The sequence below is a fragment of the Pseudomonas reactans genome (genome assembly GCF_013387025.1).
Lineage (GTDB): Bacteria > Pseudomonadota > Gammaproteobacteria > Pseudomonadales > Pseudomonadaceae > Aquipseudomonas > Aquipseudomonas reactans.
The window spans coordinates 222,265-235,848 of sequence record NZ_JACAQP010000008.1 but is presented as its reverse complement, the minus strand read 5'-3'; the positions used below and the strand labels follow the sequence as shown (position 1 = coordinate 235,848).

The window sequence follows — 13,584 nt, the reverse complement described above, 5'->3', positions numbered from 1 at the left end:
CCGGTTTACCCCCCAAATCCCTATCGAATTCCGGCCAGCGTGTTTGACGGGGCGCCTAAGATCAAAAGCCAGATCAAAAGCCAGATCAAAATCACGATCACGATCACGATCAACAACGGCTCGCTTCGCATTGTGGTTTGTGCTGGTGTCAGCTACGGCGCCATTCATCCGGGGAAATGCCCAACACCCGGCGGAACACATGGGCCAGGTGCGACGGCGATTCATAACCGACGTTATTGGCAATCTCCAGCACCGACAGGCGCGTGTGCCGCAACAGGGTCTGTGCCCGCTCCAGGCGCAGCCGTTGCACATAGGCCAACACCGTCTCACCGGTGTGCAGCGCAAACAGGCGGGTCAGGTGCCGACGCGACATATGGAACACTGCCGCAATCTCATCCAGCCCCGGCGCATGCTCAAGGTTGCCTTCCACATAAGCCTTCACATCGCGCACCAGCATGGCGCCGTGGCGCTCGGTAGACGAGCGCTGCAGGCTCGGCTGACTGAGGGAAACCGCCAGGCATTCGAGCAGCAGCAAGTGATCGGCCTGGGCCAATTGGCGACGGCGATCGACATAGGGGTCGGGTTGACTGAAGGCCTTTTTCGCCAGCAGCAAATGGTGCAGCGGCGCCGAGGTTTGCCAGATGCCCAGGGTGGGCACGCGCAGCAAGCGGTTGGCATCGCCGGACAGGTCACGCAGGGCGTAGCGCATGTAGTCGGGGTCGACATAGAACGCCAGGTGGCCCTGGCTGGCCGTGAGTGACGATGATGAATGGCTGCACTGCGGCGGCACCAGCACGAACTGGCGTTCGATCACCGAAGTGGTGCGCCCGCTGTCTTCGTCCTTGAAGCGCAGCAAGCCATGCTCGGGCACCATCAGCATGAACTCGTCATGGGCATGGGCCCCGGTTTCATAGGCGCCGTTGGAGTTGAAGACGCTGTAGATATCACGCATCGCCAGGCACTGCCGGTGGGTGTTGGAGTGCTGACACTAGCATGTTTGGTGCCCGTGAAAAGCAGCGTCCTTGCTGCAAACCTCGTTAAGCCAACGGCACTCGACGCGTGGTCAGGGCCATGCGCCCCACCAGGAAGCTCAACGCTGCGCCCAGCAGCAGCATCGCCAAGGTGCTCCACGCCGCGCGGGAGAGCTGTTTGGCGGCCACTTCGCCAGCTTCACGGGCTTTCTGCTCGGCCTGCTGCTTCAGCTCATCGACCTTTTGCATGGCTTGTTGGTAAGCCTGGGCGTAGTTGTCGACGATCTGCGTGGCTTCTTCTTTGCTCTTGCCCGTACGCGCAGCAACGATGTTGACCAGCGCGTCTTTATCCGCAGCATTCAACGCAGGCTCACCGGACGCCTTGACGCGTTCGAACCATTGCTTCAACTGATCGCCCGCCTGGGCCGGGTGGGTCGCGGCGTCGGTGGCGGTCTGTTTGCCATCGGCGGCGGCCTGATCGGTTTTCTGTTCGACGTTGGCCGGGTCCAGCTCAGGCTTGCCGCTTTGCTTGAGCAAGGTGTCGAGCTCGCCTTGCAGGCTGTTCCAATCCAGCTGGATGCCCTGCTCGTTGAGTTGCTGCTTGACGCTGTCGCCAATGCCCGGCGCTGCCGCCGCAATGCCGCTACCGGCTGCCGATAATCCCTTGCCCACCACATTGCCGGCTGTGCCGACCACACTGGCGGCCAGCCCGGCCAATAGCCAGGTGGTGAGCAAGGTGGTCAGGGTCCAGGTGAGTACGCCATGCAGGCCGCCACGATCCGGCGCGGTCCGCCCAGCCACGAAGGCCCCCGCGCCGATTGCCAACAGCGTCGAGACGAACAGCCAGATCCCTGCACCCGTGCCGAAACCGCTGAGCGGGTTGCCGGCCTGCATCGGGTCGACAGCGCTGGCACCGATGGCGGTTCCCAGCACGCTCAACACCAGGTAGGTCACCAGGGCAATTGCACTACCGGCCAGCACGGAACTCCAGGACACGCGAAACAGCGAACGGTTGGTTTCATAGACAGTGGTCATGTTCGATCCTTTGACAGTGATTGACCGTTTCAGTCTGGCGAGGCTGCCGCTTGCCGTCCCCGCTCAAATGCACCAGGCCATCTGGTGCATTCGCACCCCATGTCGCGGAATATCTCTGCACTATCCTGAAGCGCGGATGTCGTACTTTCCATGCGCCCAAAACCCCGGAGAACCTATGACGCAGGACGTTCTAGCCAAAGAAACCAACCGTCGCCAACTGCAGCAGATCATTTCCGGGCTGTCCGACGGTGTGATTCTGGCCGAGATCGATCAAACCATTCTCTGGGCCAACGAGGCGGCACTCACCATGCATGGCGTGGGCGACGTGATGGGGCTAGGGGCCGATGGCCAGCAATATGCCAAGCGCTTCGCCTTGCGCTACCGCAATAACCACCCGGTACAGCCGGAAAACTACCCCCTGGCCCGGGCCGCCGCGGGCGATGAGTTCAGCGACGTGGTGGTAGAAGTCACGCCCACCGACGATGAAGAAAAAACCTGGGTCCACCGCCTGCGCAGCCTGGTAATCACCGACTCCCGGGGTGAACCGGAACTACTGGTGCTGATCCTCAGTGACGCCACCGAGTGGGCCAGCGCCGAACAGCGCTTCGAAAAAACCTTCAATGCCAACCCGGCGCCGGCAGTGATCTGTCGCCTGAGTGACTTGCGCTACATCAAGGTCAACCAGGGCTTCCTGGAAATGACCGGCTACAACCGAGACCAGGTCATCGGTAAATCCGTCTATGAGCTGGATGTGCTGGAACAGGCCGAGCGCAAGGACCTGGCCATCCAGCGTCTGGGCGAAGGGGCGACCATCCCGCAGATGCAGGCCGAACTGCGCCTGCCTGAGGGCGGCAGCAAGTTGGTGATCGTGGCCGGCCAGCCGTTGGACATGAACGAAGAGGACTGCATGCTGTTTTCGTTCATGGACCTGGAGCCACGACGCAAGGCCGAAATTGCCCTGCGCCAGAGCGAGGAGCGTTTCGCCAAATCCTTCCGCCTCACGCCCGTGCCGACCCTGGTGTGCAGCGCCGGCAACCGCCAGGTGGTGGACATCAACGAGGCGTTCATGAGCATCACCGGCTATATCAGCGAAGAGCTGATCGGCAAGTCCATTGAAGACATCGACTTTATCGACAGCCCCCAGGCGGGCGCGCAGTTGTTTGCCACCCTGGAAAAAGCCGGCAACCTCGACGGCCAGGACCTCAAGGTGCGCAAGAAAGGCAACGAGGTGATCGACTGCGTGGTGTCCGCCGATACCGTGATCATCCAGGACGTACCGTGTTACCTGCTGGTGATGATGAACATCACTGAACGCAAACGCTCCGAGCTGGAGCTGGTGGCGGCCATCGAGGAAGTGATGCAGGACGCTTCCTGGTTCAGCCAGACACTGATCGAAAAACTCGCCAACGCCAAGAGCGTCAACAGCCCCAATCAGCCGAATATCGCCTTTACCGACCTCACGGCCCGTGAACGCGATGTCCTGGGTTTGATCTGTGAAGGCCTGGCCGACAAAGAGATCGCCTCACGCCTGAAACTGGCGCCCAACACCGTACGTAACCATGTGGCCACGGTGTACTCGAAGTTGGGGGTGCACAGCCGCAGTGCGGCCATTGTCTGGGCCCGTGAACGCGGGCTGTTTGCCGGGGAATTGCGCCTCAAGAAATAGGCCGCGAAAGTGCAAATGCACTAGTGCACCTAGTGCGAATTCGCCTTATTGCAGCGGGCAGCACGCCATAACCTTCAAGCATCGAACTTATGCCTGAAGGAACCCGCATGTTTACCCTCTCTCAACTGCGAAATTGCATCGAAGAAGGCCTGTCGCCGCTGACATGTGAATTCACCCTGTGCCGGGACGCGTCCCTGACCCTCAAGGTCTACGACGCGGAGACCGGCCGTGTGGATCTGGTGGTGACCGGGATCAGCACCAACCGCCTGCAGACCCCGCAAGACGTCGAAAAGATGGTGGAAGAACTGCGCTACGAACTGCAGAGCAACACCATGGGCAAGCTCACGCTGGATGACTTGCCTTCAACGACGCCCCAATGAAATAGAACACCCCGCCCCCCACGATGAACGCCCCCAGCATGTAGAACATGTAGTGGGCCGGTAGGCTGGCCAGCACCAGCCCACACAACACCGGCCCCAATGCGGCGCCCAGGTTGGACAGATTCTGTGCCCCGTAGTACATGCCGCGCAGGTGGTCCGGGGCAATCCGGTCGATAAACATGTACTCGGCCGGAAACACGATAATCTCCCCCACCGTGAACACCGCCATCGCCAGCACCCACGCCAACAGGCTGGTCGACAACGCGAAACCAATGATCCCCAGCAAGAACATGCCCAGGCCTGCGATCAGCCATTGACCGAGATAGCGGTGCGAAATGCGCCGCCCGATCACGTATTGCAGAGCAATCACCAGCACCGCATTGGTGGTCAGCACGGCACTGACCACGGTGTAGGTGTAATCGGCAGTGGTGGTCGTTACCAGGTATTGCGAAAGCCACGCGGTGAACTGGCCGAACACCACAGCACTGAGCACGCCGCCGAGGGTGAAGCAGACCAGGCGATGATCGCTTAAAAGCACCCGGCCGACGGCCAGGAACGGCACCGGCTTTTGCGGGGCATCGACGGTGGCCAGGCTACGATCGCCCCAGCGCCAGTACAGCAGGAAAAACCCTACCCCCAGGACCGCAGACAGAATAAACGGCAAGCTGATATCCAGCTTGGCAATCATCGCCCCGAAAAAAGGCCCAACCGCATAGCCGATATTGGTCAGGGTGTACTTGATGGAAAATACTTCGCTGCGGGCATCTTCGGGCAACAGGCTGGCAAAGCCGGCTTTGACGGCGATATCGATCACCGCGTAAGCCAGGTTGATCAGGATCAGGCAGGTGTAGAACGCCCAGATAGTCTGCGCCAGTACCGTGCCGATGAAACCCAGCACAAACAGCATGCTCAAGGCCAGCAGTAGCCGGTAGCTATTGATGCGGTCTACGAGAAAGCCGCCGTACACACTGAGCAACGAGCCGACAATCAGCGAACTGCCGATCACCAGGCCGACCTGGGTGATATCGAGGGCGAAACGATGGCTGAGGTAAATGACCAGATACGGAAACGTGATTGCCTTGGCCAGCGTGAGCAGCAACGTGGCGGACAACAGCAGATTAACGGTGCGGGGGTAGTTTCTTATTGTGGCAAGCATCCTGCTCTCGATCTTTATAAGGTAACCCGGCCTCTATAGCCGGTTACCTTAACCCAGGGCAATCCACACCAACACTGTCATTTCTTCACGGGGGTGATCTCAAGAATGGTGCCGTTGGTGGTCTTGAGCAACACGAACTTGTCGCCCACCCGCGCCCACTGGCTGTCTTCTTCAGGCTGCTTGAGGCCGCGTTTTTTCCAGTCGCTGACCGCCGACTCCTTGCGCATCAGAATGTCTGGCGCGCGGTCACCTTCTTTCAGGTCACGGGTGTTGATATTGGAAGGTTGCACGGTTTCCTGAGGCGTATCACCGGCCTGCACGACGAAACTGACAGTGGACAGGCTGGTGGCGACCAGCAGCGAGGCGATCAGGGATTTGGACTTCATGGGTGCTCCTTCAATGAATGATGCGTACCCAGGTTCGGACCGCTGCCGCGCATGATCATTCAATTCACCTGTGGCAGATGCCCCATTGCTCCCATGAAATAATTCCTGTAATTTTTCATGAAAATTATCGAAATAAATTTCATGACACCCCAAGAAGAACTTGCCACCCTCGCCGCGCTGATCCACGACCTGCGCAAGCACAAGAAGCTCACCCTGGCCCAGCTCGCGAAAGAAATCGAGCGCTCGGTGGGTTTCCTGTCCCAGGTCGAGCGCGGCCTGTCGCGCCCGACCGTGGCCGATCTCACCGCCATCAGCCACGCCCTCGATGTACCCACCACCTATTTCTACAGCCAGCCCAAACCCAAGGCCGTGGACTGGATTACCCGTCCCAATGAACGGCGCACGGTGTACTACGCCAATGGCATCACCGACATCCTCGTCTCTCCGAGCATGAATGGCGCCTTTTCGATGCTCGACAGCCTGTTGGCACCGGGTGCCAACAGCGGTGAACAAACCATGAGCGACCGCGCCGAACAAGCCGGTTTTGTGCTGGAAGGCGAGTTGACCCTGTGGGTCGAGGGTGAGGCCGACTCGGTCACCCTCGGCCCAGGCGACAGTTTCCACCTGGCCAGCTTCGCCCATTGCCGCTATGCCAACCTGACCGACCTGCCCGCCCGCGTGTTGTGGGTTTACAACTAGGAGCTGCACCCGTGAAAAGCCATGCCTCCACGTTACTGGCCGAAGTACGGACCTTTCGCCAGAACCATCCTGACGTGCGTTATGTCGACCTGATCGCCCTGGACATTCCCGGGCACTTCTACGGCAAGCGCTACCCCATCGAGATGCTGGAAAAAGTCGCCGCCGGCAGCCCGCTGAAGCTACCGCAGAACGCCGTGCTGCTCGGGGCTCAGGGCGGGTTGTTCAAGATTGGCGACTATTGCTTCAACGACGGCGACCCGGATGCCAGCCGTCGCCTGGTGCCTGGCACGCTCAAGCCGGTGAGCTGGGAGTCGCAGCCGCTCGGCCAGATGCTGATCACCTCGGACGGCACCGAAGCGCCCATCGAATTCGAACCCCGCGAAGTGCTGGCCAAGGTGCTGGAGCGTCTGCAACACAAGGGCATCCACCCGGTGGTGGCGTTTGAACTGGAGTTCTACCTGTTCGACAAAAAACTCGACAACGGCCTGCCGCAATTCGCCCGCGACCCACTGAGCGATGACCCCGACGACCAGCCCAACCTGCATATCGAACGGCTGTCGCGCTTTGGCGAAGTGCTCGACGACATGGCGCAAACCGCCAAGGACCAGGGCATCGACATCACGGTGATCACTGCCGAGATCGGCCCCGGCCAGTTCGAGATCAACTTCGGCCACCTCGACGATGGCATGCGCGCCGCCGACTGGGCCGCCCTGTTCTGCCGCAGCACCCGTGGCGTGGCGCTCAAGCACGGTTACCGCGCCAGCTTCATGGCCAAGCCGTACCTGCAATACCCTGGTAGCGGCATGCATGTGCATGTCAGCCTGTACGACGGCGCGGGCAATAACCTGCTGGCAGCGCACCAACAGCAACCGTTGCGCCACGCCGTAGCCGGTTGCCTGGAGTTGCTGCCCCACTGCATGCCGATCTTCTCGCCCAACCACAACGCCTTCCGCCGCCTGGGCGGTACAGTCAACGCCGCCACCCGTGCCAGTTGGGGCTTTGAAGACCGTGACGCGTGCGTGCGCATTCCCGAGTCCGACCCACGCAACCTGCGCATCGAGCACCGGCTGGCCAGTGCCGATGCCAACCCGTACCTGGTGCTGGCGGCGATCCTTGTCGGCCTGGAGCACGGCCTGGAAGCCAAGCGCGAACCCATCGCCCCGCTGAACGAAGATCGCAGCAGTGGCACCGACTTCCCACTGGACATGCTCGACGCCGTGCGCGCCATGCAGCATCAAGCGGTATTGCGCGATAAGCTGGGCGCCGAATTTGTCGACGTTTACTGCGAAAACAAACGCCAGGACCACCTGGCCTTCCAGCAAGAGATCAACGCGCGGGAATACCGCTGGTTTCTCTAACCGCCACTTTCTCTAACCGCCACCGGAATCACCGATGACCGACCAAAGCGCCCCGGCCCTCAAGGAAATCTTCAACGTCGAACGCCTGCAGCACATCGCCGATGAAATGACAGCGGTGTACCCGGCGTTCGACGCCAAGGGCTTCCTCAAGCACGCCAAGGCCGGGTTGGCCGAGTTGTCGGTGATGCAGCGCATGGCGCGGGTCAGCGAAAGCCTGCACGCGGTGATCCCGCTGGATTATCCGCAGACCCTCAAGCTGCTGCATGCCCTGGCGCCGCGCCTGAACAGTGCGTTTGTCAGCCTGTTCCTGCCGCATTTCGTGGCAAGTTACGGGTTGCACGACTTCAAGCGCTCCATGGCTGCTCTTAAATATTTCACCACCTTCGGTTCCGCTGAATTCGCCATCCGTCACTTTCTGCTGCACGACTTCCCGCGCACGCTGGCCGTGATGCAAGCCTGGTCGCTGGATGACAACGAACATGTGCGCCGCCTGGCCAGCGAAGGTTCGCGGCCGCGCCTGCCTTGGTCATTCCGTTTGGCCGAAGTGCAGGCCAACCCCGAGCTGTGCGCATCGATCCTCGACAACCTTAAGGCCGATAACAGCCTCTACGTACGCAAGTCCGTGGCCAACCACCTCAACGACATCACCAAGGACCACCCGGACTGGGTGCTCAGCCTGATCGAGGGCTGGAACCTGGATAACCCGCACACCGCGTGGATCGCCCGCCATGCTCTGCGTAGCCTGATCAAACAAGGCAACACCCGCGCCCTGACGATCATGGGCGCAGGCGCCAAGGCCGAGGTGAAGATCCACCATCTACAGGTCACGCCGGCGGTGATCAACCTGGGCGACCGCATCAACCTGTCGTTCAGCCTGGAGTCCACCGCCACTACCCCACAGAAACTGGTGGTGGACTACGCCATCGACTACGTGAAAAGCGCCGGCCACAGTGCCGCAAAGGTCTTCAAGCTCAAGGCGTTTACTCTCGGCGCTGGCGAACTTCACAGCCTCCGACGTGAGCAACATATCCGCGAGTTGACCACGCGTAAGCATTACCCCGGCAAGCATGTCGTCCATGTGTTGATCAACGGCGAGAGGCTTGCCAGTGCCGACTTCAAACTGCGAAACGACTGACACAAATCAAAGAAAAGGCTCTAGCACGGGCCTTTCAGCCACATAAATTGTCGAACAATCCTGGCTTTCTCAGTTGCGATCCATTATCATCCAGCGCCTTCTCGCTGCCCATTGGGTAGCTGTTTCAATGTGTCACCGAGGCGCCCATGTCCCGTTTTTCGTTTCACCGCCCCCTGATTGCCATCAGCCTAGGGCTTGTTGCTCCTGGCGTGTTTGCCGCGCTGCAACCGCTGGCCGAAGCACCACTGGCCAGCGACACAGAGTTGCACTGCCACTTCAACCGCGACGCCAGTACCGACTGCACCACCACCTACCGCTATACGATCCTCAAGCCGAGCGGCCGCGAAATGCTCTCGCGCATCGACTTCGATTATTCCGAAGGCGACACCTTTGAAGTGATCAGCGCGCAGTCCACCCAGCCCGGCGCCAAGCCAGTGGCGCTGGATGCGACGCAGATCGACACCCGCACCGCGCCCAACCCGGACCAGGGCTTCAGCCGCAACAAACAGACCTCGCTGGCCTTCCCCAACCTGCGCGTCGGCACGCAGATTCGCTACACCGTACGCGAGCACCACGCCGCCAAACCCTTGATGACCCAGTTTCACTACGTGCTCAAATTCGGCGCCAGCCCGGCGCGGCGCGACCGATTCAAGGCGCGGTTTACCGCAGAGCGACCGATACAGTGGCGCAGCGAACTGTTCGAGGGTTTCAGCGTAACGCCGTCGCAGAATGGCAAGACCCTGGACGTGGTGCAAAAGGACCCGACCTACCTCAACTACATCAACGAGGCCTCCAACGCCGCGTTGCTGCGCATCCCGCGTATCGAGGTGGGCAGTGCTCTGGAGCGCCAGGCGTACTTCGGGGCGTTCGCGCAGCGCTACAACCAGATCCTCGGGGCCAACCTGCCGTCGCAAAGTGCTGCTGCCGTGGTCGCCGTGCGCGGTTTGGCGCCGGCCGAACAGGTCGCGGCATTGATGCAGCACATCAACGATCACTACCGCTACCTGGGTGATTGGCGGGCGACAGAGCGCGGCTACGTGCCCTTCAACCTCGCTGAAATCGAACAGCACGGTTATGGCGACTGCAAGGACCTGGCAATCCTGCTGACCGCCTTGCTCAAGGCCAGTGGCATCAAGGCCGAAACCGCCTGGGTCAGCCGGGGCGATGTGGTCGAGTCGCTACTGATCCCCGGCACCCAGGCGCCGAACCACGCCATCGTGCGCGCCGAAGTGGACGGCCAAGTGTGGTGGCTCGACCCGACCAACCCGGTGTTCGCCCCCGGCCAGGTCATGCCCGATATCCAGGACCGCTGGGTGCTGGTCAACGACGCCCAGAGTCAGGTGCGCGAGGAACATATCCCGCTGGAACGCCCCGAAACCACCCTGCGCCTGGACAAACAGGTGCACTACGACAAACAAGGCGACGGCGCGACCCAGGCCACGATCACCTTCAGCCGCCTGCCGCTGATGCAACTGAGCGTCGCCGACCGCCAGCAAGGCAGCACCGCCACCGACCAGGACATCTGCGCCAACTTCGGCAACGAGATCAGCGACTGCCAGATCACTCGCCCGGCCACCGGCTTTGTGGTGCATGACGGCTACACCGTCACGGCCAAAATGAATGATCAGCGTGCGCTGGAAAAGCTGGCGAATGACTACGTATATAGCGATGAATCGCTCAAGGGTCGTTGGGATGGTTTTATCAACTACCGCCGCCAAGGGCAGCAGGCCGAGCTTGATCTGGGCAACCCGCAAACCCATGACTACAGCATCACCCTGAGCGGCGGGCGGATGGAAAAAACCATCCCGGGTTGCCAGGTTCGTTCGCCGTGGTATGACTTGGATCTGCAGGGTTCGCAGGAGAATGGCGGGCTGCGTTATAACTATCGCCTGAGCCAGAAGGTGCGTTGGTTGAGCCATGATGAGATTGTCAGCAAGGCGTTCGGGAACATGATTGAGGATGCACGAGCTTGCGCGGAGCAGGTGCATCAGGTGGTGAAACTCTAACCCCATTTTGTAGGAGCGAGCTTGCTCGCGAAGAAACCTGAGAGCGCCGCGCTATATCATGAACGCTGCGTTATCGTTGACGTTCTTCGCGAGCAAGCTCGCTCCTACAGGGGCTCGCCAAGCAACAAGCGTTGCTCGCGCGCGCACAACTCCACCACGTAATCCCACAACACCCGCAGCCGCACCGACTTGTGCAACTCCCGGCGCGAACTGATCCAGTAACTGCGCTGGATCCCCTCCCCCGGCAGCAACGGCACCAACTCCGGATCGCCAGACGCCATGAAGCACGGCAGCACCGCAATCCCCAACCCGGAGCGCGCGGCCTGGTGCTGGGCAATCACGCTAGTGCTGTGGAACACCACCTTGGGGTTGCGGCAGAAGCTGCTGAGGAACTTGAGTTCCTGGCTGAACAGCAAATCATCCACGTAATCGATCCACGCGTGCGCGGCGAGGTCTTCGCGCTTTTCGATCGGTGGGTTGCGGTCCAGATAGGCACGGCTGGCGTAGAGGGCCAGGCGGTAGTCGGTGAGTTTGCGGGTAACCAGTTGATCGACGCTGGGGCGTTCGAGGTGGATGCTGATTTCCGCTTCGCGGTTGAGGATGCTGACAAAGCGCGGCACCGCCACCAGCTCCACTTCCAGTCCGGGGTAGCGATCAAACAGCCCGCCCATGCGGCTGGCCAGGAACATCACGCCCAAGCCCTCAGCCACGCCGAGGCGGATCTTGCCCAGGGGCGCGGCAGAGTGGGTCAGTTCGTCTTCAGCCAGCAACGCGACGTTTTCCATGGCTTCGGCGTGCTTGAGCAGCGCTTCGCCGGCAGGCGTCAACTCGTAGCCCTGCGCGTGCTGTACGAACAGCGCGGTGCCGAGGCTTTTCTCGATCGCCTCGATATGCCGCGCCACGGTGGCATGCGTGGTTTTCAGACGTTGCGCGGCGGTGAGCAAGCGGCCGCTGCGCTGCAGCTCCAGAAAATACCGCAGGTCGTTCCAGTCGAACATGACGCCTCCATTGCATGAGCCTCGGCGGTGCTGTTTAAAAACGCACAGCAGCTGGGTAAAAACTAACATTTTTAAGACGAAAACTAACAACTAGGATGGAGCCAATAAGAAAAACAAGCGAGGCCTCAGATGCCCATTGCAACTGCTGAATACGATTACATCGTCGTAGGCGCCGGCCCCGCGGGCTGCCTGCTGGCCAATCGACTGTCCGCCAACCCCGCCCACCGTGTGCTGCTGCTTGAAGCCGGCGGCCGTGACAACTACCCCTGGATCCACATTCCCGTCGGCTACCTGTTCTGCATCGGCAACCCACGTACCGACTGGTGCTTCAAGACCGAAGCCCAGGAAGGCCTGCAAGGCCGTGCGCTGAGCTACCCACGGGGCAAGGTGCTGGGCGGCTGCTCCTCCATCAACGGCATGATCTACATGCGCGGCCAGGCCCGGGATTACGACGGCTGGGCTGCAGAAGGCAACGCGGGCTGGGCGTGGAAAGACGTGCTGCCCCTGTTCAAGCAGAGTGAAAACCACTTTGCCGGCGGCTCGGAATTCCATAGCGATGGCGGTGAATGGCGCGTCGAACAGCAGCGCCTGCACTGGCCGATCCTCGATGCTTTCCGTGATGCGGCAGCGCAAAGTGGTATTGCCAACATCAATGACTTCAACCAGGGCGACAACGAAGGCTGCGGCTACTTTCAGGTCAACCAGAAAGCCGGCGTGCGCTGGAATGCGGCCAAGGCGTTTCTCAAGCCGGTTCGCCAGCGCCCCAACCTCACGGTGATGACCGAAGTGGAGGTCGACCGCGTGCAGCTGGAAAACGGCCGTGCCTCCCAGGTAATCGGACGCCAGCAGGGCCAGCAACTGAGTTGGAAGGCCCGCAAGGAGATCGTCCTGTGCGCCGGCTCCGTAGGGTCGCCAGGCATCTTGCAGCGCTCGGGAATCGGTCCGTCCAGTGTGCTCAAACCCTTGGGCGTCGACGTCCTGCATGAACTGCCGGGCGTTGGTGGCAACCTGCAGGACCACCTGCAACTGCGGCTGATCTACAAACTGGAAAACGCCCGCACCCTCAACCAGATCGCCGGCACGCTATGGGGCAAGATGGGCATGGGCCTGCGCTACCTGTATGACCGCAGCGGCCCATTGTCGATGGCGCCGAGCCAGCTCGGCGCGTTTGCTCGCTCGGGCCCGGAACAGACCTCGGCCAACCTCGAATACCACGTGCAGCCGCTGTCACTTGAGCGTTTTGGCGAGCCGCTGCACGCATTCCCGGCGTTTACCGCATCGGTCTGCGACTTGCGCCCGCAAAGTCGCGGGCGCATCGACATTCGCTCGGCCAACCCGGCGGATGCACCGCTGATCCGCCCCAATTACCTGAGCCACCCGGAAGACTTGCGGGTGGCCGCTGACGCGATCCGCCTGACACGCCGTATCGTCGCTGCCCCGGCCCTGAGCCAGTTCAAGCCGGTGGAATACCTGCCAGGCGATTCGCTGCAAACCGAAGACGAATTGCACGAAGCCGCCGCGCGCATCGGTACAACCATCTTCCATCCGGTCGGCACCTGCCGCATGGGCAGCGATAAAGACGCGGTAGTCGATGCGCAACTGCGGGTGCATGGCGTGCCTGGTTTGCGCATTGCCGATGCCTCTGTCATGCCGCGCATCACGTCTGGCAATACCTGTTCACCGACGCTGATGATCGCGGAGAAGGCCGCGCAGCTGATCCTTTCGCCGAACACTGTAGGAGCGAGCTTGCTCGCGAAAAACGTTAACGATAACGCATCACTTCTGGTTTAACGC

Annotated in this window: 12 protein-coding genes; 7 read left to right on the top strand and 5 right to left on the bottom strand. The window is 61.0% G+C overall.

The genetic code is table 11. The features are described 5' to 3' along the window. Nucleotides 1–148: 148 nt before the first annotated feature. Both HX793_RS12325 and HX793_RS12320 read right to left on the bottom strand, forming a co-directional pair. Nucleotides 149–952: an AraC family transcriptional regulator gene (locus tag HX793_RS12325; RefSeq protein WP_016976716.1), complete on the bottom strand. Its 804-nt coding sequence runs from the start codon at nucleotides 950–952 to the stop codon at nucleotides 149–151. Nucleotides 953–1,037: 85 nt separating this feature from the next. Then, nucleotides 1,038–2,006: a hypothetical protein gene (locus HX793_RS12320; protein WP_177052887.1), complete on the bottom strand. Its 969-nt coding sequence runs from the start codon at nucleotides 2,004–2,006 to the stop codon at nucleotides 1,038–1,040. Nucleotides 2,007–2,181: 175 nt separating this feature from the next. On the opposite strand from HX793_RS12320, the gene HX793_RS12315 reads away from it, so the two are divergent. Both HX793_RS12315 and HX793_RS12310 read left to right on the top strand, forming a co-directional pair. Then, complete coding sequence (locus HX793_RS12315; RefSeq protein WP_177095616.1) at nucleotides 2,182–3,672, top strand: PAS domain S-box protein; 1,491 nt, start codon at nucleotides 2,182–2,184, stop codon at nucleotides 3,670–3,672. A 107-nt stretch (nucleotides 3,673–3,779) separates the two neighbouring features. After that, nucleotides 3,780–4,052 (top strand): DUF1652 domain-containing protein, encoded by a 273-nt coding sequence (locus HX793_RS12310; RefSeq protein ID WP_016976719.1) that lies wholly within the window; start codon nucleotides 3,780–3,782, stop codon nucleotides 4,050–4,052. Here HX793_RS12310 and HX793_RS12305 read toward each other — a convergent pair. Both HX793_RS12305 and HX793_RS12300 read right to left on the bottom strand, forming a co-directional pair. Then, complete coding sequence (locus HX793_RS12305) at nucleotides 4,015–5,208, bottom strand: MFS transporter (RefSeq protein WP_177052889.1); 1,194 nt, start codon at nucleotides 5,206–5,208, stop codon at nucleotides 4,015–4,017. The two genes, HX793_RS12310 and HX793_RS12305, sit on opposite strands and share 38 nt — an antisense overlap. A 77-nt stretch (nucleotides 5,209–5,285) precedes the next feature. Further along, entirely contained in the window at nucleotides 5,286–5,594 is a 309-nt protein-coding gene (locus HX793_RS12300; protein ID WP_177003160.1) for an RcnB family protein, read from the bottom strand. Between the two features lie 141 nt (nucleotides 5,595–5,735). Between HX793_RS12300 and HX793_RS12295 the strand changes: the two genes are divergently transcribed. The 4 genes from HX793_RS12295 (at nucleotide 5,736) to HX793_RS12280 (ending at nucleotide 10,792) form a co-directional block, all read left to right on the top strand. Further along, nucleotides 5,736–6,293, top strand: a complete 558-nt coding sequence (locus HX793_RS12295) for a helix-turn-helix domain-containing protein (protein ID WP_025999768.1) — start codon at nucleotides 5,736–5,738, stop codon at nucleotides 6,291–6,293. A gap of 11 nt (nucleotides 6,294–6,304) precedes the next feature. Then, on the top strand, nucleotides 6,305–7,651 hold the full coding sequence (locus HX793_RS12290; protein ID WP_177095614.1) for a glutamine synthetase family protein: 1,347 nt from the start codon (nucleotides 6,305–6,307) through the stop codon (nucleotides 7,649–7,651). Nucleotides 7,652–7,685: 34 nt separating this feature from the next. Beyond that, the gene (locus tag HX793_RS12285; protein ID WP_177095611.1) at nucleotides 7,686–8,786 is read left to right on the top strand and encodes a DNA alkylation repair protein; all 1,101 of its coding nucleotides are present in this window, start codon (nucleotides 7,686–7,688) and stop codon (nucleotides 8,784–8,786) included. 146 nt (nucleotides 8,787–8,932) lie between these two features. Then, the gene (locus tag HX793_RS12280; protein WP_177095609.1) at nucleotides 8,933–10,792 is read left to right on the top strand and encodes a DUF3857 domain-containing transglutaminase family protein; all 1,860 of its coding nucleotides are present in this window, start codon (nucleotides 8,933–8,935) and stop codon (nucleotides 10,790–10,792) included. 104 nt (nucleotides 10,793–10,896) lie between these two features. Here the strand turns inward: HX793_RS12280 and HX793_RS12275 are convergent, their stop codons facing one another. Continuing rightward, a complete protein-coding gene (locus tag HX793_RS12275) occupies nucleotides 10,897–11,790 on the bottom strand; it encodes a LysR family transcriptional regulator (protein ID WP_095016874.1) in 894 nt (297 codons plus the stop codon). Between the two features lie 129 nt (nucleotides 11,791–11,919). On the opposite strand from HX793_RS12275, the gene HX793_RS12270 reads away from it, so the two are divergent. Further along, on the top strand, nucleotides 11,920–13,581 hold the full coding sequence (locus tag HX793_RS12270; protein ID WP_177095607.1) for a GMC family oxidoreductase: 1,662 nt from the start codon (nucleotides 11,920–11,922) through the stop codon (nucleotides 13,579–13,581). The last annotated feature ends 3 nt before the right edge of the window (nucleotides 13,582–13,584 follow it).